This window comes from Vibrio mytili (assembly GCF_049563345.1).
In the GTDB taxonomy this organism is placed as follows: Bacteria; Pseudomonadota; Gammaproteobacteria; order Enterobacterales; family Vibrionaceae; genus Vibrio; species Vibrio mytili.
This window is the reverse complement of sequence record NZ_CP110482.1, coordinates 395149-416470: the sequence shown is the minus strand read 5'-3', so window position 1 is coordinate 416470 and position 21322 is coordinate 395149. Positions and strand designations below refer to the sequence as shown.

The window sequence follows — 21322 nt, the reverse complement described above, 5'->3', positions numbered from 1 at the left end:
AACATTGAGGCGTACACCGCATAATTATAGGTGCCTATCGAATGTGTACTTTGCCGTCCGCTACTTCACTAAACCGCACAATTTAAGCAGAATGCGCTCTAAATCATCCCAAGGTAGCAATTGCGAGTCGATCACTTCTAAACGCGTCTCAAACCCTTCGAGACTGATTTCATTCACAGACACGACTTTGTTCGCGACATTAAACGCAAAGCAGCCTTGATCCGTATTCACGACTGCTTTCACTCGCTCAGCAGTAAGATCAGATAGCATCGAGAATAACTGCTCAAAGTTAAACTTATATTCCGCCCCAAATAACCAACCACAACTAAAATATCCCTGTCCGGTATTTTCTTTACGGATAAATGCTTCACCTGGTGGTAACTGAAATTGAGGTTCGTCATGAGCATGGTGATGATGATGCGACTCAATATGACTGGAAGCCGTCCCATGAACGCGTTCAATATCCAACACTTCAAGAGGTAATTCACCATCGTGGATGAGTTTACTGAACACTTTGGCAGGGGTTTGATCCGTCAGCCAATCATTAAAAACATCAATATCGTGGCTGGTGCACAAATCCACTTTGCTACCAATGACCACGTCTGCACAGCTCAGTTGATCAACAAAGTTTTGGTTGCTTAGATATTTGTCATTGCTCAAATTGCGCGGGTCTACCAAAGCGATTGTTGCTTTTAAATCAACATACGGCAAATATTGCTCAGACGTTAATGTCGCAATCACTTGTTTAGGATGCCCGAGGCCAGTAGGTTCAATTAACAAACGGTCTGGCTTTTGACGAAGTAAAGCCGTGATCCCAACAGACATTGGTACCCCAGCAGTGCAACACATGCATCCGCCCGGCACTTCCTTAATAAAGGCACCTTGATCTGTCATCAAAGCACCATCTATTCCAATCTCACCAAATTCATTCACTAACACTGCCCAATTTTCGTTATCAGGCTTATTCTTTAGTAAATTCAAAATGGTTGTTGTTTTCCCGACACCGAGGAACCCAGTGAGAATGTTGGTTGGCACTCGTGCTTGCATGTATTTCTCCAGCTTAACTACTTTGGCGAAAAGTATATACGTAAATGCCTACGAATTGCATAACTCAGAGTGCTCATCACTGACTCGACATTAAGAAATACACAACGGTTTAATGGCTTAACCCCATCGCTGCTTATCATTGCTATTGGTAAATCGGTAATTACACCATCGGGGTGATGAACTTCAATGACTCGAATGACAGCTTGAATCGATGCATAACACGTGACTAGGACTTTTTTCATTTGGACCTACCGTGTATAACATCTATCGTTTTAAACAAATCGTCTTAAGCAAATCGTCTTAAACCACGAATTGTACTGAGTTCACCTAAAGTTGCTTGGGTTACCATTCCGTTTGGGAACGTAGCTTGGTTTCTCTGCTTAACTTAGGTAGAGTACGCGCAATATCGTATCTGCAATTCTGAGAGATTGAACACAATGAACATGGATAATCAGGTAATCGAAACCATCGACGAACTCGAAGCATTTCTGCAAATGGTAGAAAGTGGCGCTCTTGGTTTAGACGGCGCAGCAGGCATTGCGCTGGCGACTAACAATGCCGATGGTCGACCATTTGTGGCGGTACTGGACGAGAAACATCAGCTACTTTTAGGCCGCTGGGTCTCACAGTATGTGTATGAGAATGGAAAAGAACTCGTTCAAAAGGGGCCTAAGCGTAAACACTGATCGCGGCTCCGAGAAAAAATGAACAAAGCTTGCTGTTGGATGGCAAGCTTTTTTTACATTCGAAACATCCTTTCCCTGCGTATTCTAATTAGCAAGACACCTTCGTAACCCGTTGTTCAAAAATAGAAAATAAGCTTTCAGTATAATATGACGCTCGTGACATTTCGCTGACAAATGCTCACTCTAATCGCCTAATATTCTCCATCGGAGACGATCTAACTTCGTTTCCAGACACCATCGCAGAGTACTTGATTCCTCAGACTCTGCCTTTACCCGAAAGACCCTCGCACAGCCTTAGGTCTTTCGGGATTTTTTCTTTTCTCATCCATTCGAATCAGAACACTAGTATAGAAAAACAGTCTATCTATTCGCATACCTGTATCTAGATAAAGACTTTTGGCGTAACTTGAGTTATCTGAACAAAAAAAAGAGCGAAAAATTCATTCCTCGCCCTTTCATTTAGCTAGTCAACTTCGAGATTATTGTCTGTAAAGCTCAAACGACTCTGTCACTAACTCGCCGTCCTGAAACTCCGTCACTGTTAGAGTCAGAGTATCTCCAGAAACTTCAAAGTATATCTCCTGGCCGTCATCTCCAGCTTCAAAATCAGTTAAGCCAGAGCTGCCGTTTCGATCCTCGATGATAGAAACCGTTGCGCGATTGGTTTCTGGATCGATAGATATCGTGCCCCACTCAGCACCAGATTCGTCTAGGCTATCCTGGTAAACTTCATTGTGAATGTAGCTACCATCAGGGAAGAACGTAAACAGCATTATATCTTCGTCGTCTACGGTCAGGTTTTTATTTCCCCAAGTACCGTAAAGGCCATTAGATTCCGCTTTGACGAAGGTGGTGATCTCAACGTCATCAGGTGTTTTGATTACCCACTTACCGTCTTGACGAAGGCTGAATTGAAGCCCTTCACCACCGTAAAAGTCGCTCAAGCCAGTTTCACCGTTTTGGTCATAAATCCCAGAAACCTTCAATAAACCGCCATCGATATCATAAGTGCCCCACTCCATGCCTGACACTTCGTTACCAGCTCGCTCGACATCGAACTCAGTGTGGACATATTGTCCATTAGACAAGAAGTTAAACATGAGGACTTCATTCTCATTGTTTGACTGAGGATCGATAACCCAAGTACCTTGGAGAGGCATAGTTTGACCCACTACATCTTGTCCAACCCAATCTGCGAGAATGCTTGTCGCTAAACCTTCTTCAGAGACTTGGACTGAATAACTTTCTTTAACCGCGTCAAACCAGATATCCACGGTACCATCGCTGACAAGCGGGTATAGGTGTAAGTCATTGTCTGACTCTGGGAAGTCAATGAGAATACCACCATCCACCAACGAATACGGTAGTGTTTGCGTTTCTTCAACACCAACCTCAGAGATCACAACATTCTCCGCGCCGAATTCGAATTTCGCCATAACCGCATCGGCATCAGGCGTGTCCGAATCATCCGCAATAAAGTAAGTTGTAAATCCATCTAACCAAGCGCTATCTTCCCACTTACCAGGTCCAGCATCGAGCGCTGAAGTGGTGTGAGCGTAAAGCTCATTGAGATTGTCCGAGTCAGCTACAGAAAGAGCCAACTCAGGAGAGATATAGAAGAAATGAGTAGTAAAATTCTCTTCAGCAACCGTCAGCGAATTCTCTTCAATGGTATACGTAAATACCTCATCACCCTCAGTCATGCTTCCATTACTGAACGTCGTTGGGTATGAACCTTCTGACTTATAATGTAAATCAAGCGAGGTTAAGTATAGCTGCAGTGGCTTTCCATCCACAGTACGCTCTAAAAATGACCTTGCATCGCTGACAAATTCGGCTTCTTCAACGGTCACCGTACCGTCTTCTGCGACGTCAACCGTTAAATCGACCTCGCTTAAGTCTGCACCCTCATTTTCCAACTCTTCGATTTTTCCTTGAGCCGCTTTTGCAACAGCAACGATTTCAGTCGTCGAAGAATTTTCGGCAAGTTTCTTGGTCACCGTACGAGCAAGAAGGTGAGTGCCAGAGTCATTACTCTCAATATAATCGGACGCTAATGCTTCAGTACTAACGCCAATTTCTGCAGCAAGGGTATCTAGGCTGATTGTAGGGTCAAGCGTAGCAATAGTCGTAAATGGGTTGACTACAGGGGTGTCGACATCGCCCGCCATGGTATAACCGGAAGTCACAAAGCCAGTACTATCTGAATCTTTAGATACACCAGCAATAACTTCGGCTTTAATGAAACCGACTTTATCTGATGGAATATCGATATCGCCATTCACATCCGTATTACCGATTTCTTCACAATTGATCAAAGCTTCGGTTTCACACACCGATACAAGTGCGTTTTCGATATAACCGTCAAAGACGGTGAATGTTTTTGGTTGGCTTCCCGATTCCACCTCGGAAGAACTTGAACTATCACTGTCACTGCCACAACCAGCAAGAGCAAGACTCACTGATACGGCTAAAATACTTAGTTTTTTCATGGGTTTCCTTATAGCTTCTAGTGCTCGTGAAGTATAATCACGCGGGCTCTAGCAGGTAAACACCCACAAACCGGACCAACAAATGTCATACTAAAGTTAATTTATAGAAAACAATACGTTAATTAATTGGTTTTAATTTCTTATCAATATTACGAACTGTGACGAGCTTCAGCTTTTCCCGTTATCGTATAAACTGCCAATGAATGAGAACCAGTAAAGTTGTTTGCTTTTCAAGTTGATTAAGCACTTCCATTTTTCTTCCTTCAACATAACGAATGAGATAGATTCCCCTTCCCGAGGATCCGCCATACTTATGTGGTACCGATTGGCACTGGAGAATGTTGTTATCTATTGACAGGCTGAAGGCTCATCTGTGGAATGTTAGTCTATTAGCCACTTCACTGCCGAGTCATAACTACCAAATGATTCTATATCACCTGATATAAACCAACTTCCGACTTTGGCCGCGAGTTCCTGCCAATTCTTATCACCGTAGATGGCGATTTTCTCAATCGTAAAACCCATCTTTAACCCCAACTGAAAATCGTCCCACGCCGCACGGAGTTCCCAGCCAGAAAACTCAGTGATGTCGACCAACATTTTTAGATGCTTTGAGTTAATCCCCTCTAAGCTAGCGTCTAAGACGGGTACAATAGCTTCGTAGTCTTCATGAGTGAGTTTGCCTCTGGCTTTAAACACTAAAAGTGATTCCGAGCCAATACGCTCAATGCCCATTGTGATTCCATGACGTTCTGTACTCATAGCGAGTGCCTCTAATTGGATTAACACATATAAAGCTTAGGATAAGAGAACAATAAAAGATGAGAATTGATTACCAATTTTTCGCGGTATTTCAATGAGTGACATAACGAATAACATGGACTCCCTCTCCAGAGGGGATCTGCCACACTTACGTGGTCGTTATTAACACCGAAAGCAAGGTGTTGTGCAAAAAGCCCAAAAGCGGAGACCATATTTGTGAGGCACAAAATACCGAAGCCTCCGCATACCACCTTAAACACGAAAACGAGCGCATAGTAAAAAAATGCAGGGCGTGCTGACCCCATCTTAAAGCGTTTGTATGCTACCTTTTCGCCATAGGATGGCTTGGATTCAATTGCAGAAGATCCCACATGTTTCCATATAAGTCTTCAAACACAGCTACCGTTCCATAGTCTTCTTCTGTTGGCTCGCGGACGAAGTTAATACCGATCGATTTCATACGCTTATAGTCACGCCAGAAATCATCGGTACTTAGAAACAGGAATACTCGACCGCCGGCTTGATTTCCAATGAAATCATGCTGCTCTGGCTTCGAGGCTCTGGCAAGTAACAACGCAACACCATGAGAATTTGGTGGAGCCACAACCACCCAACGTTTGTCTTGTTCAGGTTGATAAGTATCTTCAATAAGTTCAAATTTGAGTTTATTTACATAAAAATCAATGGCTTCATCATAATCTTTTACAACTAAAGCAATATGGACAATGTTCTGTTTCATAGTATTCCTTATTGAAGCTTTAAACTGGTAGCATAGACGCCCAATTAAGTGAATAACGCTACCGCCCTACCTAAATCATGGTGCCGTAAAACACTAAAACTGATTCAAAATAAAAATGCCGAGCGTAGCGAATCTGGTTGAATTACTTGTTAAGGCTGTGGCTTAAATGACTGTTTTTCTTTGAAGTAAAGATACAGTGGGAGCCCAAACGACACGCCAACTAACAAGGTTCCCAACACAGCAAAATATCGATACTTCACTTTATATCTTTGCCCATCCACAACGATAAAACCTAATAATGCAATCGCCGCAACCAAGACATCAAGCCAAGCAAATATACTAATGGGGTTTGCCGCCGCCTCACTGAATAAAAGACCGATATCTACGCCATTTGCGGCTAACCAAGGAACAAACGCTCCGTACGGTAACAATATACCCAACACACTAAGAACTAGATAAAACCTTACCATTTCGCCATCCTTGCAAATTTTTTGTAGTAGTCCTAATGCCGCATTAAGGTGAACCACGCTACCACACAACTAAATTAGTCCACCGTAATTACTAAAACAAGTACGGACAGTTTTATACATGGCTATGATGTCTGCCATGCAATGTAATCCAATATTTAAAGGGACTTATACTCGTCTTGTTGCTACTGGAAAACCTAAAAAAGTTGCCATCATAGCCTGCGTTCGCAAGATGGTTGTGATACTAAATTCTATATTAAGAGATGACGTCATGTGGGATAAAAATATAGTTAAAAATTAGCTATTGAAACTCTTGACCATGATTTTCCATGGTTGCTTTGCCACAAACCGTACAAACAATATACCTGTCAGTTAACTCTAAAGAAGCACCTCCAGGTAAAGAAGCGGCGGAACCACTAAAGAAACCATCTAAAAACGCTTTAAACTGTTCTTTTTTGGACTTGCCGTATTTCGATGGCTTTTGCTTCATTGCTTCTTTGTGTTCAGTGTCCTTTCCACATTTTTCGCAAAACCTAGTGTTCATAATGCCTCCTGAATCGATTACTACAGAGAACGTAGCCCACAACGCTCTTTGATTTTGTGATGAAACTCATAAGAGAGCATAACGAATGACATGGACTCTCCCTCCCGAGGATCTACCACACTTACGTGGTACTCATTAGCACTGGAGGCACAATGTCTGATTATTCTTATTTTGGCGGTATCGATTTAGCTAAAAACCACTTTAGTATTCATGTCGTTGACTCACAAGGTAAAGTGAATCTTCATAAATCGGTTACTCGCTCTAAACTACTGACTACAATACCAAATATGCCACCCATACATATAGGACTCGAAGCGTGTGGCGGTGCACATTATTGGGTTCGTGAACGTACTGCTCTAATGAACTGGATTCGCGCCTTGCTTTTTGAATAGCGCCAGTCAGGGTTAACCGATAAATGTCTAGTGACCCCAAGAAAAGCCATAGGCAGCGGAGAGACCGCAATAAGAGATCCTCTATATGTGCTTGTCGTAAGCAATGCTCGATGCCCGAAATGACAAAGCGAAGTAGATAACTTTGTTGTTCGGCTGCTAACGCAGCCAAAGGAACAGTATTGTCTGTTGACAGGCAGAAGGCTCATATGTGTTATGCCTGTGGGTGATTTGAGCAATTTAACCTGCTTAATCTACGTTCAATCCAGAACGTTTCGCAATTTCGGTTTCAAAGCCATCAATACTTTTTTGGTTCTTTTTAAGCCAGTATTTTTCTATGCCCTCTGAACCTTGCTTTTCTGACCAATTAGCTAAGTCGTCACGGTCACCCTCATAGTTAAAATAAGGAACTGACATTCCACATGAAGACTGAACCAAGTCGACATTTAAAACAAAGATTTGTCTAGCGGCAACACTTTCCGGAAATATCTTCGCATACCTGCCCCAATCTTCGTCTTTTGAATGTAAAACTATCGCCTTACCGTACGCTCTAAGAATTAACGGAGAACCTTCAAATGCACAGAACATGACTGTCATTCTCGGGTTTTGAATGACGTGTGAAGCAGACTCATTACCACTTCCTGTTAGGTTTAACCAAGCTATTTGCTTTGAGTTAATAACTCGCAGGGTGTCACCACCTTTAGGTGACAAATTCACGCTACCACTATCTGCTGCTGTAGCGACAAAGTAAATTTTTTGCTTTCCGATAAACTCTATATGTTTATCTGATAATTCTGCAAATTGCTTACCCAAAATGATGAACCTCCATGTTTATTTTCGATAAAAGGCATAACACCCGCTTAAGTGGTGAGCAACGCAATACTATTTTTCTGCAAACCACCTAAATCACTAAATTTACTGCAAACTACGAATGCCACGCGTTGCGAATCCGCCTTAAAGCGTTTGTATGGGAATTTTTCATACGCCCAAAAGAGGCAAATGTTTACGCTGCTGGTAAGTTAAAGCTAGCTCTAAACAGGACTTGATTACCCTTTCTGGTAGAGGTTTCGATAACGACAGAACTATTGCTCTGTTACCCTGAAACACCAGCAGTTCATCACTATACAACTCCCGAAATGTATCGATCAGCTTAGTTTGGCAATTAAAGAATAGGTAATAATTATTAGGAGACTTAAGCTTCCAGTCCATTCTTAACGGACTGCCCGTTTTTACACTGTAGCTTGGCTCTCCCCATTTGAGAGTTTCATCGACCTCACCCAGTTCCAACTCAGATGCGACTTGAAAGACTAAATTTCGCAACTCTTCTAACCTAACACGAGCATTATCCGGATACTCATCGAACCGATCTTTGACTGCCTTGTTCACTGGAACCTCCTATTCATCTTGCCCAGTTAAGGGGGGAAGCAAGCAATGACTAAGCCACCGCATTGCACTTCAACACCAAAATCAACGCATAGCAAAAATGCCACGCGTGATGAATCCCTCTTGAACTGTTATAACACAGTTTTACACGTCATCTTCCGTCAAAATCTGACGACAATTACGAACTGTTAACACACGAATTTCGTGGCTTAAACTGTAAATAATACGATAGTGACCGAAAATAATTTCACGATAGTTTGAATGGGGAATTTCAGGAACAGCGTCCCATTTCAGGCATGCTGCTGAGTAATTCAGTTTTATCGAAAACCTCATTCACCCACTTTTCAGCAGCAGACGGGTTGTCTAACGAAATAAACTAAGCCACATCACCGAGCTTTTGAAGAGCTAACGGAGACCAAACTACTTTCATTTCTTAATGCGCCCTAACACTTGAGCGCGCGCATCCTCATTTGAAACACCAAGACCTGAAGCTAATTGAGCTTCTGCTGTGAGCATTTCTTCCAGTAACTCTATTTTCTCTTGCATTGTTTCGTACTCCGCGACATCAAGAACAACAGCAACACCTTTACCGCGTTGTGTAATAACCAATGGACGACGAGTCTCATTGATTTGTTTGATGTAAGAAGCTACTCCGGCACGAAACTCAGACAGCGGCTGAATATCTTGATCAAAATGAATACGACTCATATTGAACCTCAATTAGTACAAAATAACGTACAAATAATAGTTCTACTGTTAATTATGAGCAAGAACTTGTTACGGTGTTATTACAAATGACATGGATTCCCCCTCCCGAGGATCGACCACACTTACGTGGTACTTATTAGCACTGGAGGCACCATGTCTGATTATTCTTATTTTGGCGGTATCGATTTAGCTAAAAACCACTTTAGTATTCATGTCGTTGACTCACAAGGTAAAGTGAATCTTCATAAATCGGTTACTCGCTCTAAACTACTGACCACAATAGCAAATATGCCACCCATGCGTATAGGACTCGAAGCGTGTGGCGGTGCACATTATTGGGTTCGTGAACGTACTGCTCTAATGAACCGGATTCGCACCTTGCTTTCTGATAGCCTTCTTTTTGAATAGCGCCAGTCAGGGTTAACCGATAAATGTCTAGTGACCCCAAGAAAAGCCATAGGCAGCGGAGAGACCGCAATAAGAGATCCTCTATATGTGTTTGTCGTAAGCAATGCTCGATGCTCGAAATGACAAAGCGAAGTAGATAACTTTGTTGTTCGGCTGCTAACGCAGTCAAAGGGATAGTATTGTCAATTGACAGGCAGAAGGCTCATATGTGTTAAGTGCCTGTTCATTTATTCTAAGAACTTGAGATTACTTTCTCGATCTGCATGTTTGTTGAGTTCTTGAATACTTAAAGATTGGCAAGGGGCCCCATTTTTTTTACTTATTTTATTCATTTCATTAAATAGCCACTCAAAGTTCTTAATAATAGTTTCATCACGATCTTCCGCTCTCCGGTTTTCAACCGTTTGTTTCATAAGTTGCCAGTACAAACATATAGGGTGACTATAAAACTCCCAAACGGCTCTTTTTCCAATGACTCCGTCTTGCACATGAACACCTAAATCTTCAAAAAAATTCGCAACATGAGCAACTTCTTCTGTCAACTCTGAGTTATTAGCCAAATAAGCTGTTCCAATTTGGTTTCGGCAACGAATCATCAACTTCGAATGCCACTTTTCATCCCACTTGTGTAATGCTTTCAGCATATTAGCTTTTCGTTGAGTTCTAAGCTGCATTGAGATAACAATCAAGGTAAACGCAATAACAAAGAACTGACACATTTGCCAAAACCAAGATGACTCGCTTTTAAAAAACGACAATAAACCTTCCATTACTACCTCCCTTTCGTTATTACACCAAATCCGAATAAATCACCTAGCTAATAAAACCTAGTTCTAACTTGGTAAAGTGTCTACTAAACGTGGGGGACTAGAGGGCACATAACGAATGACATGGATTCCCCCTCCCGAGGATCGACCACTTACGTGGTACTTATTAGCACTGGAGGCACCATGTCTGATTATTCTTATTTTGGCGGTATCGATTTAGCTAAAAACCACTTTAGTATTCATGTCGTTGACTCACAAGGTAAAGTGACTCTTCATAAATCGGTTACTCGCTCTAAACTACTGACCACAATAGCAAATATGCCACCCATGCGTATAGAACTCGAAGCGTGTGGCGGTGCACATTATTGGGTTCGTGAACGTACTGCTCTAATGAACCGGATTCGCGCCTTGCTTTCTGATAGCCTACTTTTTGAATAGCGCCAGTCAGGGTTAACCGATAAATGTCTAGTGACCCCAAGAAAAGCCATAGGCAGCGGAGAGACCGCAATAAGAGATCCTCTATATGTGTTTGTCGTAAGCAATGCTCGATGCCCGAAATGACAAAGCGAAGTAGATAACTTTGTTGTTCGGCTGCTAACGCAGCCAAAGGAACAGTATTGTCTATTGACAGGCAGAAGGCTCATATGTGTTATGCGAGTGCCTCCCAAAAACTATCAGACAATTCTGACAACTAAAGTTGTTAAAATACAACTTCATATGAACAGTGTTTTTTTATAGGGTAAATCCATTATAAAGGAGCCTCAAATATGAGAAAAATAACTCTACTTTCACTTGCTATAACCTGCCTACTACCAACACTATCCTATGCTCAACCAGTATCAAGTACTGCTGGGCTAAGTTACGAGTTCAGTAACATTAAGGTTGGTAACACTACCGCTCACGTAAATGGACCAAGGTTCCAAGCGTCCGCCGAATTACCTTGGGGAAATATCAAAGGTGCTGCTGCAACGCAGTCAGATGACTCCATCGACTATAGTTATTACACCCTAGCTATAGAGAAGCCAATACCGCTCCAATCTTCTAATTTCTACATTTCACCTGAAGCCGGAATTACATATGCGGATTACTCTGATAACTCATACCACAAATCAGATTTTGGTCCCGAGGTAGGCATGTCTATTGGATACAATGTAAATGAAAAACTTCAAGTTCAGAGTAACTACAACCACTTGTTTGGGATGAAATCTGGGGAGGTTAACGTAAAGGAAGATAGCGTTAGCTTGGGAGTCAAATACCGCTTTAACTAAAATGTAAAACCCACCTATTGATGGTGGGTTCAACTCGCATATCAACGCCCAATTAAGGTGATGAGATGGTCTCCCCCTACCTCTTCGCATGTCCATCGGCCATGCTTGGAGTGTTTAGGTCCCGAAGCAAAAGGAGAAGACCATGACTCAGCATAAAATCATCGGCATCGACTTAGCAAAAAATATCTTCTTTATTTTTGAAATCAATCATAAAGGAAAGAACCTCGGCCGTAAAAAACTTCAACGAAGTAAACTGCTTAACTACGTCGCAAATCAAACTCCATCTATCATCGCGATGGAAGCCTGTTCTGGGGCGCATTACTGGGCTCGTGAATTCGAAAACCTTGGACACAAAGTACTTTTATATCCACCCCAGCATGTTAAAAATCAGCGCCGCAAACAAAAGAATGACTATAACGATGCTGAAGCCATTGCTGAGCTGACCCCTTTACCAACGACATTACCCCGTTCCACACAACTCTATCGAACAGCAAGATATTCAATCACTGATTCGAATGCGTAGATTATGCGTCACTGAAAGAACCCGTTTGATTAATCAAGTTCGAGGACTCATTGCTGAATACGGTATCATTCTCCCCAAAGGAAAAGCCTCTTTTCGACAAGCCATTCCCGAAACACTGGAAGACGCCAACAACCAACTATCACCAATATTACGTGAACTTGTATCACGTCAATATGAGCGCTATTTATATATCGATGAGCAAATCAAATGGTTTGAAGACAAGCTAAACCAAACCATCAAACAATTCGATAATGCCAAGCGACTGATGTCAATTCCTGGCTTTGGACCACTCACTAGCCAAGCAGTTGCCGTATGGCTAGGTTCAGGCCAACAGTTCAAAACTGGGCGAGATGCCTATGCTGCGATGGGGCTTGTTCCAAGGCAAGACACAACAGGCGGCAACGTGATGCTTCTAGGCATAACGAAACAAGGCAATACTTATATTCGGTCCTTACTTGTTCATGGGGCTAGAGCCGCCTTACGACGAGCCAAATTTAAATCCGACAAACTGAGTAAATGGATGTTAGATCTCCAAGAGCGACGAGGGCCAAACCGAGCAGCAGTAGCATTAGCATTAGCGAACAAACTCATGCGGATCGCTTGGGCCGTCACAACAAAAAATGAAGAGTATCAACCAGAATAAAACAACACACACCACCCTTTGCAAAGTACGTAGTGAGATGAATAACAGGATAAATCCTACACGTTGAAAACCTTGTGCTCACACTGGCTTTTAAAGTCGATAAGGTGATTAGGACTTCGTGTTCGACTGCCTCATCTTGGCCAAGGCAATAGCCGTTAAAACAGGCCGTGTATATGGTAGTTAACCTGCTTTTAATCAGGCTACTGACTTGCAAAACTGGGGGAGACCATATATGTGAGCAACGCAATACCGATTTTGTCGCATACCACCTTAACCACTAAAACCAACGCGTAGTAAAAATGCCACGCGTTGCGAATCACTCTTAAACAGATTGATACTCATTGAGCCTCCTCCTCCAACTTAGCCTCTCGACTAAGCTGGAAGGCGACGAAACCAAAACGGAGAAGACTCTATGAGATTCTATAACAAGCAGCATAACTATTACTGTGGCATTGATCTGCATGCTCGCCTACTTTACGTCTGTATTCTCGATTCACTTGGCAATAAAGTTCTGCACAAGAAGATTGATGCTGATCCCGATGCGCTACTTGAGTTAATTACGCCTTATCAAGATAACATCGTCATCGGTGTAGAGTGCATGCATTGCTGGTATTGGGTAAGCGATATTTGCCTCGATTACGCATTTGACTTTGTACTCGGTCATGCTCTCTACATGAAAGCGATTCACGGTGGTAAAACTAAGAACGATCGTATTGATTCATACAAAATTGCTTCTCTGCTTCGTGGCGGTAACTTCCCTATTGCGTATGTTTACCCCAAAGCAATGCGGGCAACACGAGATTTACTGCGACGAAGAACTAAAATCATGCGCCATGGCGCTGATTTGAAAGCCCATGTCTCCAATACATTTAGCCAGTACAACCTCCAAAACCCCAATGTGCAATTACGCTATCCTTGTGCTCGTGAGCAAGTGCGTAATCAGTTCGGTGAATCCTCAATCAATCGAAGTATCGACATGGATTTAAATGTCATCGCTTTTTACACCAAGGAGCTGGCGAGTGTAGAACACTTTATAGAGAAAACCGCCAAGCAACATAGCGCTCAAGATTATCAACTCATTCAAACCGTGCCTGGTATTGGCCGCATTCTCGCCCTCACCATCTTGTATGAAATTGGGAATATCGAACGCTTCCCGTCGGTACAGAACTTCGCTTCTTACTCACGATTAGTCAAATGCAAAGCCGAATCGGCGGGTAAACAAAAAGGAACGAATGGCAACAAGATAGGTAACGCCTATTTAAAATGGGCGTTCTCTGAAGCCGCGGTTCTCTATTTACGTGGCAATGAACCCGCGAAGAAATACATTCAACGCCTGCAAAAACGCATGAGCAAAGCCAAAGCGCTGTCGGCGCTTGCTCATAAACTAGGTCGATGTGTCTACTTCATGTTGAGGAACAAAACGGTGTTTGATGAGAAACGATTTTTACCTGAATAAGTCGCACAATGAAGTGAGCTGAACGTCTAACTGGTGCTGAGTGAGAACACGTTACTGACTCAAGTTTAGTGGGATTTAAGCCCGATCAAGTCAGTTGTGTCAGGCAGTCCAAGCCCTCTTGCTTTGATTAGCCACTTCATTGGTGCGCACCCATAATATACCAACGAACAGCAAAGTTGCTTACACCTAGGCTGAGCCTGAAGATAACTGGAAAACAACGACCTTGGAAAGGCATTGTTTAGCCTTCTTTTTGAATAGCGCCAGTCAGGGTTAACCGATAAATGTCTAGTGACCCTATGAAAAGCCATAGGCAGCGGAGAGACCGCAATAAGAGATCCTCTATATGTGTTTGTCGTAAGCAATGCTCGATGACCGAAATGACAAAGCGAAGTAGATAACTTTGTTGTTCGAGAAGGGTTGGCTGCTAACGCAGCCAAAGGAACAGTATTGTCTATTGACAGGCAGAAGGCTCATATGTGTTAGCTAACTTTATGCACTAACTCAAGGTGAGGTAATTTGCTTGAAAGAGCATTAATAGTGCTATTTGATAGGTCTCTCCCAACAATAAACACAGGTTTCCCATTGAACTTAATATCAGACAATTGGCTCTCTATTGCATTTATATCTGAACGAACAAAGTGTTCTGGAAGGATTATATAAATTGCACCACATTTTTCATGAACACCCAATGTTGCAGGTGTACAATTTAAATCATCAAGATCTAAGTTAACGGAACATGGTAATTTACATTCTAATTCTTCAAAATCAGCAACTCTATGAACTATGACTTTATTGGCATGCTCATAGTGGTAACTTACAGCTATAGAATCTCTAAATTCTTCAATAACTTCACGTAAAACATCTTCTCCGCCACGTCCTTTTTCATGACCAATTAAAGAAAATATATTAAATTCATCACCATCATATGTAATTTCAATAATGTTTGTAGAGATGTTTAACTCAAACTTTTTTGCGGAACCAGATTGAAAGCAATTGCGGCATAACTCAACAATAAGGTCTCGAACTACTATTGCTTGTTTCTTTCCCCAAACAGACCTTATTGAACTATCAAATACTGCATTCCCAATTAGTTCGTTTGCACCTGATATTTTTTCTAGATCAATAACTGCATCAGATGGAGTCAGTTCTTTAAAAAAGAATTGCGAATATTTATCTAAATAATCAGCGCCATGACTATGCGCAATTTTAGCCTTTTCTTCAGCCATTATTTTCCAATGTTTGAGTTTTTCAACAGTAAACCTTACTTCATCCCTATCTATCTCAATTGAGTGCTTACCGCACATCCAAATACCATTTTGAATGCTTCTTCTTTGTTCAGGAGACAAGTCAGGGTCGAATCTTCTAGCTCCAGGACCATCTGCAGCGGCTGTTATGTGGCAAGCAACCCCTACATTAGAAATTGCTGTATCAGATTCTTCGCTTGGACCAACTGTGACCGCATCACAACCAGGAAAGGAGCATCTAAAACCAGCCCTGGATGCAAGTGCTTTTTTGGTTTTTTCCAAAAAATCGTCCCTTTTAGTCATATGATATTAATCCTCAATGTTTGAATAGTTAGCTAACGCTTTCTATGTGGCTTTTTGCCGTCTTTCTCGCGCGAAATCTGCCTTCTTTCCCACACGACAATTTATTAACATTAGCATTTATCCATCTAAAATATAAAGACATTGTGTATAAATACACGTGTCGCTGTTCACAATTAAACGGCTAAATGCAGGTTAATTACGTAGTGAGCGCTAATTTAATCAGACTGTACAGACAAACAGGTTGATATCCGTCATGAATGTCCGGTTTCCTTCATCATCTACAAAAGGTTCATTCTGAGTATTTGTAAAGATTCTATCTTTTAGAAACAACTAAGCCGCTGATTTACCAGCGGCTTAGGTATCACCGGATAGCATCACTCAATGAGTGTATTCGATGGGTCGATGTATCGGTATCGAAACCGCTATCATGTTTACTACGGCCGTAGCGGTTATGAATCAGATTCGTTAGCACTTAGACCTTGCTGATGTTGAAGACCAAGTAAAAAGTTTCGAAGAACTTGGTCTTTGCATTCTCGGTAATGCTTATTATCAGGTTTACGGAAAAACGCACTAAGCTCATGTTTGCTTAAACGAAAATCGGCAAGTTGCAGAATCTCGAGAATATCTTCCGCTTTTAAGTTCAGCGCAATGCGTAACTTTTGAAATACGATATTATTACTTAACTTCTCTTCTGGCTTTGGCTGCTCACCGTCGCGCTTACCACGTTTAAAATTGATAAAGCCGTTTAGAAATATAGCGAACTCTTTATCGCTAAGTTCGACAAAAGCGTCGTCGTCTTCTTTTTTCAGCCAGCTAGTGACTTGCTCATCTGTCACGTTATAGTCTGCTAAAGAGAAGATTTCAGTCATTACCTTGTCTTTTAAATCAAATGTATAACGTACACGGCGTAAAATATCATTATTGGTCAAATTAGTTCCTAGTCTTAGGTAAATCCAGTGCTATCAACATGATTACTGGAAGACTTGGATTTTATCAGTTTTGTGGCCTACTCCCTATCAATTATGCCGATTCAGAGAGAATTGCTTAGTTGCAAGGCATGGCAAAGCTAGGCGGCATGACCTGCTACCTAGCTTGCTTGCATAAATGGTTAATTAAGCGTTAACTTAGTTAACTGTTCGCCGAGGTAAGAAATATTGGTACCCGGTACAGGGTAAATTTGATATTTACGCCCTTTGCCATCATCGTTATCTGATAATGCGATATTCCACATCACGCTCTCGCCAGGCTTAGGCTTGCTATCAAGCTCGATAGCAAAGAACAGTTGAGAACCATCGTCACTCCACGAAGCGCGGTAAGACTTTGCATAGTCTACCTTTTCAAAGTCTTGACCAACAACCGTTCGGAACTGAGTCATGTTTTCGTGCTGTTGTAAAAAGAGTTCCACGTTGTCGTTTTGATAACTCTGCTCCATTGTGGTTACCGTTACATCATCGACACGATTGACGACACCGTAGATCCAGTTATCGTAGTAACCAACACGCCAATCACCGGAAAAATTATCCTTTGGCGCAACCGTCATATCGGTTTGATTCAGTTGGTTAAATGCCAATGAATACTGATAGGCTTGCGCCCAAACAGGGTCTGTTGCACTTTTCGGCTTTTGGCTCAACGGTACCATCTTGAAAGTGGGAGGCATTGTGACCGGCACTGCTGAAACGACGGCATTTTGTCCGTTCATAAACAGCTCACCAAGCTCTTCTCCTTGCCAGCCTAAATTTGAACCTGTTAATGGATAAAGTTGAGCGTGGCGATACCCAGAATCAAGATCGCCGTCATTGTCCGAAAGAGCGATATTAAATCCAAAGGTTTCACCCACAAGGTCTTCATAGCCGTCGAATGCAATGACAAAGTTAAAGGTTGTGCCATCATCGCTCCACTCACCAGTGGCTTCTCCGGGAAAATTCGGCGCTTCAAAGCCCTGATCGATCACCGAACGAAACTGCCAAAATTTGCCCCCAATACGAACGAAAATTTCTACATTATCGTTTTCCCAAGATTGCTCACGATCGGTGACCGTTTTGTTATCCTGACGCATGACACGCCCAATCAAAGCATTCTTATGATAGCCTACCGCCCATTTTCCATTGGTTACCGTTGGTGGTGGCAATATCTGATTTTTATCTCCTAACTGGTTGTAAGCAAATGGATAAAATACGACTTCGTCGGCTGAAAATTGTTTTTTGGAGAGAGGCTTCGCGTCAAAAGGTAATACATAACGTTTTGCCTGGCTCAGATCGGTCACTGGTTGATAACTGAAATTACCAGTAACGGCGTCCAACAACACTTGTTGCACCGCGTCATAAACTGGCTTTGGTTGATAGTTTTCGTCGAACATCAACGCTCTGCCATAGCCAGCAAACCAACTGGGGATCCAAGAATACTGATCACTGACACCCCAGGTGGTAAACATGTCTACTTCTGGATAGTAGGCTGCGAGTTTCATCAACATCTCATAACGAGCAGTTTGTGCTTGGATAGCAGAAGGACTTTGCCCATCTCGTATACGTACGTCAATTTCGGTAAAGTGTGTGTCCAGGCCAAGCTCTGATAAGCGTTCGATGTTTCTCGCAATGGCCGTATCACTGATTGGGTCTTCAGCATTAAGGTGTAACTGTGTACCAACCCCATGAACGGGCACACCTTTTTCAACTAACTTTTTCATGTGACGATAAACCGCATTCGACTTCGCGTTCATCCCTTCTGTCGAGTAGTCGTTGTAGAACAAGATAGCGTTCGGGTCGGCCTCGTGGGCAAAACGGAATGCGAGTTCAATGTATTCCTCACCCAATACGTCATACCACAAGGTATGTCTGAAGCCACCATTGTCATCAAACGCTTCATTGACCACATCCCAATAAAGCACTCTACCTTTATAATGGCCCACCACCGTTTTGATATGCTGTTCTAAGATTTCGGTCAGTTCCTTTTTGCTCCATTTGGTGTCTTCTAGCCATTGAGGGGTTTGCATGTGCCACACCAAAGTATGACCTTTCACCACCATGTCATGTTGCTCAGCAAACTCCACTAACTGATCAGCTTTACTGAAATCAAACTGTCCTCGCTTTGGCTGGAGGTACATAAACTTCATTTCATTTTCTGGGGTTATTTGAGAGAACTCTCGGATAAGCGTTTCTTTAAGCGCAGCATTTTCTAAGTGGCGAGTCTCGACCGCTGCTCCAACCGCTAAGTTAATTTGGTCAGCCAAAGCTTTTAGTGGCATCACGGTATTTTTAGACCCTGACGCATCTTTCGCAGTCACGGCCGTGCTTGACGCATTCGTCACATTTACACAGCCAACTGATATCAACATGCACATTGTAGAGAAGAGTATTTTGTTCATGTTATGTCCTTATATCGACAATACCATCGTAGCAATTGTCTGGTTTTTCTAGCTTGTTAAAAACTTAATAACCACGTTGCCGATTTGGTCGATAGAACACAAACTTATCGAATATTCCGGCCTTTCACTCAAGCATTATTCGGATGCTACTTCTGAGCATTTATTCTCTGCGATGGGTATCTTTTCTTTTTTGTTTTCGGCGAATTTGAGTACGAAAATAAGCAGTACATTCTTGCACTGCTTAATTTCGTTGGGTTCAAAAAGTAATCTGACGCGATCTACCCTTTCACCGCGCCTGATGTCAGACCATCAATGAGTCGACGTGAAGCGATGACAAATAGTATGAGTAGCGGTAGCACTGCAATTGCCGCACCAATCGAAACCGCACCCCACGGTACTTGCCCTGTTCCTTGTAATGCACGAAGTGCCAGTGGAACCGTAAACATCTTCATGTCATTCATCACCACCAAAGGTCCCATGAAGTTGTTCCAAGTACCAATGAAGGTAATCAGGCCCAAGGTACCAAATGCCGGTTTAATCAATGGAATAATGACACGGTAGTAAATCTTAAACTCACCACACCCATCCATACGAGCAGCTTCCACCAGCTCTTTAGGAATGGAGCTAGAGATAAACTGGCGCATCATAAAGATCCCCATGGCTCCACAAGCTGCTGGCACTATTAGGGCTTTGGGCTCATTCATCCAGCCAATCGTCGACATGATCATCGCTGTAGGTATCATCCCTAGAAAAGGAGGAATAAGCATGGTGCCGATAATACTTACAAACAATAAGTTCTTGAACTTAAAATCAAACATCGCAAAAGCATAACCAGCAAGTGAACAAAACAATAAGTTAAGTACTGTCACCACAACCGCCACATACAAACTTAAGCCCAAGTTGTGCCAAAAGTAGGGTAAGAAGTCCAACAGAGTATTGAAGTTCTCTACTAAGTAATCACCAAATAGAACTGGTGGCGGAACAGAGAGAATTCCCGAGTTGGAGTGTGATGAGAAGATAAACATAAAGTAGAACGGTGCTAACATAATCAATGCACCCAGCGCCACGATGATATAAGCAATCAGCTTATCTTTTTGCATATTCTTCATCATTGGTTACTTCCCCCTAACAACTTGTTGTTCACCCAAGTTAACCCGGCGATCAACATAAACAGAATCCAAGAAATAGCCGAAGCAGTACCAAAGTCACTTTCTACGAATGCCGTGATATACATATGCATCGCTGCTGTTTTACCCGCTTGATCAATACCGCCCGTACCACCTGTGATAATGAACGGTTCTTCAAACAGTTGCAGGTTACCGATGATTGTTAGAGTGACCGCAAAGAAGGCCATAGGCTTAAGCATTGGCAATGTGATATGCCAGAACTGTTGGTAGCGACTCGCCCCATCAATGGTAGCGGCTTCGTAAATATCTTTTGGAATAGTCTGTAAAGCGGATAGATACAGCACTGTGTTCCAACCAACAAAGCGCCAGAATACAACAAACGAAATCATATCCTTGGTGTACTCAGGTCTATTCCAGTCAATATTTTCGGTCGGGAATAACCACGATAGTACTTTGATGTCACCTATCGAAAAATTACCCAAACTCGTTAGCATCTGGTTTACCATACCGAAGTCGCGAGAGAACAAAGTAGTAAAAACCAAAGAAATAGCAACCGTCGACGTGATGTATGGTACGAAATAGACGCCAATCACCGTGTTGCGCATACGGCTAAAGCTTGTATGAATAAAGTAAGCCAATGGCAACGCAACCGCATGCTGAGGAATACCAGATTTGAGGGCAATCACGACTGTGTTGTAGATAGACGTTCGGAACCAGTCATCTTCCAATGCAAACACATAGTTTTCAACCCCTACCCATTCCATTGCAGAAAGGCCAGCGGCAGGCTCCCAATAATGAAATGATAAGTAAAGTGAAAAGACTAACGGGAACAGACCGAAAACGCCGAAAATAATGAAAAATGGACTTATAAATAAATAAGGGGCAATCTTATTTCCCTTACGCAACCAAAAGTGCCCCTTACGGGTTACGCCTTGGTTAGAAGCTAGTGTAGAACTCATAATATTCATCCCAACTAAAAAGCGGGCTAACTCCTTAGCCCGCTGT

19 protein-coding genes and 6 pseudogenes are annotated in these 21322 nt (G+C 42.4%); 8 read left to right on the top strand and 17 right to left on the bottom strand.

The window, feature by feature from the left end:
• Positions 1-60: 60 nt before the first annotated feature.
• Positions 61-1047, bottom strand: a complete 987-nt coding sequence (locus ONE56_RS15565) for a CobW family GTP-binding protein (RefSeq protein WP_041155249.1) — start codon at positions 1045-1047, stop codon at positions 61-63.
• Between the two features lie 17 nt (positions 1048-1064).
• A complete protein-coding gene (locus ONE56_RS15560; protein WP_423841004.1) occupies positions 1065-1289 on the bottom strand; it encodes a hypothetical protein in 225 nt (74 codons plus the stop codon).
• A 195-nt stretch (positions 1290-1484) separates the two neighbouring features.
• Between ONE56_RS15560 and ONE56_RS15555 the strand changes: the two genes are divergently transcribed.
• Positions 1485-1733, top strand: a complete 249-nt coding sequence (locus ONE56_RS15555) for a hypothetical protein (RefSeq protein WP_041155248.1) — start codon at positions 1485-1487, stop codon at positions 1731-1733.
• Positions 1734-2212: 479 nt separating this feature from the next.
• Here the strand turns inward: ONE56_RS15555 and ONE56_RS15550 are convergent, their stop codons facing one another.
• The 4 genes from ONE56_RS15550 to ONE56_RS15535 all read right to left on the bottom strand — a co-directional run bounded on the left by ONE56_RS15550 (position 2213) and on the right by ONE56_RS15535 (position 6196).
• Positions 2213-4225: a hypothetical protein gene (locus ONE56_RS15550; protein ID WP_423841003.1), complete on the bottom strand. Its 2013-nt coding sequence runs from the start codon at positions 4223-4225 to the stop codon at positions 2213-2215.
• 381 nt (positions 4226-4606) lie between these two features.
• On the bottom strand, positions 4607-4987 hold the full coding sequence (locus tag ONE56_RS15545; RefSeq protein WP_423841002.1) for an STAS/SEC14 domain-containing protein: 381 nt from the start codon (positions 4985-4987) through the stop codon (positions 4607-4609).
• 322 nt (positions 4988-5309) lie between these two features.
• Positions 5310-5726, bottom strand: coding sequence for a VOC family protein (locus ONE56_RS15540; RefSeq protein ID WP_423841001.1), 417 nt, complete (start codon positions 5724-5726; stop codon positions 5310-5312).
• Positions 5727-5875: 149 nt separating this feature from the next.
• Positions 5876-6196: a DUF2834 domain-containing protein gene (locus tag ONE56_RS15535; protein WP_041155244.1), complete on the bottom strand. Its 321-nt coding sequence runs from the start codon at positions 6194-6196 to the stop codon at positions 5876-5878.
• 97 nt (positions 6197-6293) lie between these two features.
• Here ONE56_RS15535 and ONE56_RS15530 point away from each other — a divergent pair.
• Positions 6294-6494: pseudogene (locus ONE56_RS15530) on the top strand (IS110 family transposase); the annotation flags it as partial.
• Here ONE56_RS15530 and ONE56_RS15525 read toward each other — a convergent pair.
• The gene (locus tag ONE56_RS15525; RefSeq protein ID WP_423841000.1) at positions 6495-6737 is read right to left on the bottom strand and encodes a hypothetical protein; all 243 of its coding nucleotides are present in this window, start codon (positions 6735-6737) and stop codon (positions 6495-6497) included.
• A 152-nt stretch (positions 6738-6889) separates the two neighbouring features.
• Between ONE56_RS15525 and ONE56_RS15520 the strand changes: the two are divergent.
• Positions 6890-7081: pseudogene (locus ONE56_RS15520) on the top strand (IS110 family transposase); the annotation flags it as partial.
• Positions 7082-7375: 294 nt separating this feature from the next.
• On the opposite strand, the gene ONE56_RS15515 reads toward ONE56_RS15520, so the two are convergent.
• The 4 genes and pseudogenes from ONE56_RS15515 to ONE56_RS15500 all read right to left on the bottom strand — a co-directional run bounded on the left by ONE56_RS15515 (position 7376) and on the right by ONE56_RS15500 (position 9217).
• Positions 7376-7939, bottom strand: a complete 564-nt coding sequence (locus ONE56_RS15515) for a pyridoxamine 5'-phosphate oxidase family protein (protein ID WP_423840999.1) — start codon at positions 7937-7939, stop codon at positions 7376-7378.
• Between the two features lie 165 nt (positions 7940-8104).
• Complete coding sequence (locus ONE56_RS15510; protein WP_041155242.1) at positions 8105-8512, bottom strand: DUF1801 domain-containing protein; 408 nt, start codon at positions 8510-8512, stop codon at positions 8105-8107.
• A 141-nt stretch (positions 8513-8653) separates the two neighbouring features.
• Positions 8654-8882: pseudogene (locus ONE56_RS15505) on the bottom strand (type II toxin-antitoxin system RelE/ParE family toxin).
• Between the two features lie 53 nt (positions 8883-8935).
• Positions 8936-9217 (bottom strand): type II toxin-antitoxin system Phd/YefM family antitoxin, encoded by a 282-nt coding sequence (locus ONE56_RS15500; RefSeq protein ID WP_423840998.1) that lies wholly within the window; start codon positions 9215-9217, stop codon positions 8936-8938.
• 153 nt (positions 9218-9370) lie between these two features.
• Between ONE56_RS15500 and ONE56_RS15495 the strand changes: the two are divergent.
• Positions 9371-9598: pseudogene (locus ONE56_RS15495) on the top strand (IS110 family transposase); the annotation flags it as partial.
• 254 nt (positions 9599-9852) lie between these two features.
• Here the strand turns inward: ONE56_RS15495 and ONE56_RS15490 are convergent.
• The gene (locus ONE56_RS15490; RefSeq protein ID WP_423840997.1) at positions 9853-10395 is read right to left on the bottom strand and encodes a DUF4760 domain-containing protein; all 543 of its coding nucleotides are present in this window, start codon (positions 10393-10395) and stop codon (positions 9853-9855) included.
• 180 nt (positions 10396-10575) lie between these two features.
• Between ONE56_RS15490 and ONE56_RS15485 the strand changes: the two are divergent.
• From ONE56_RS15485 to ONE56_RS15470, 4 genes and pseudogenes are all read left to right on the top strand, one after another.
• A pseudogene (locus ONE56_RS15485) lies at positions 10576-10803 on the top strand (IS110 family transposase); the annotation flags it as partial.
• 356 nt (positions 10804-11159) lie between these two features.
• On the top strand, positions 11160-11660 hold the full coding sequence (locus tag ONE56_RS15480) for an outer membrane beta-barrel protein (protein WP_423840996.1): 501 nt from the start codon (positions 11160-11162) through the stop codon (positions 11658-11660).
• A 142-nt stretch (positions 11661-11802) separates the two neighbouring features.
• Positions 11803-12826, top strand: a pseudogene (locus ONE56_RS15475) (IS110 family transposase).
• A 412-nt stretch (positions 12827-13238) separates the two neighbouring features.
• Positions 13239-14282 carry an IS110 family transposase gene (locus ONE56_RS15470; protein WP_423839535.1) on the top strand — a complete coding sequence of 348 codons (1044 nt, stop codon included), beginning with the start codon at positions 13239-13241 and terminating at the stop codon, positions 14280-14282.
• Positions 14283-14761: 479 nt separating this feature from the next.
• Here ONE56_RS15470 and ONE56_RS15465 read toward each other — a convergent pair whose 3' ends face one another.
• The 5 genes from ONE56_RS15465 to ONE56_RS15445 all read right to left on the bottom strand — a co-directional run bounded on the left by ONE56_RS15465 (position 14762) and on the right by ONE56_RS15445 (position 21276).
• Entirely contained in the window at positions 14762-15808 is a 1047-nt protein-coding gene (locus ONE56_RS15465; protein WP_423840995.1) for a hypothetical protein, read from the bottom strand.
• 470 nt (positions 15809-16278) lie between these two features.
• On the bottom strand, positions 16279-16758 hold the full coding sequence (locus tag ONE56_RS15460) for a DUF1456 family protein (protein ID WP_041157216.1): 480 nt from the start codon (positions 16756-16758) through the stop codon (positions 16279-16281).
• A 179-nt stretch (positions 16759-16937) separates the two neighbouring features.
• Positions 16938-19190, bottom strand: a complete 2253-nt coding sequence (locus tag ONE56_RS15455) for an endo-1,4-beta-xylanase (protein WP_423840994.1) — start codon at positions 19188-19190, stop codon at positions 16938-16940.
• Between the two features lie 278 nt (positions 19191-19468).
• On the bottom strand, positions 19469-20302 hold the full coding sequence (locus ONE56_RS15450) for a carbohydrate ABC transporter permease (RefSeq protein WP_331438967.1): 834 nt from the start codon (positions 20300-20302) through the stop codon (positions 19469-19471).
• Complete coding sequence (locus ONE56_RS15445) at positions 20299-21276, bottom strand: carbohydrate ABC transporter permease (RefSeq protein WP_041157220.1); 978 nt, start codon at positions 21274-21276, stop codon at positions 20299-20301. The genes ONE56_RS15450 and ONE56_RS15445 overlap by 4 nt, the downstream gene beginning before the upstream one ends.
• Positions 21277-21322: the final 46 nt, after the last annotated feature.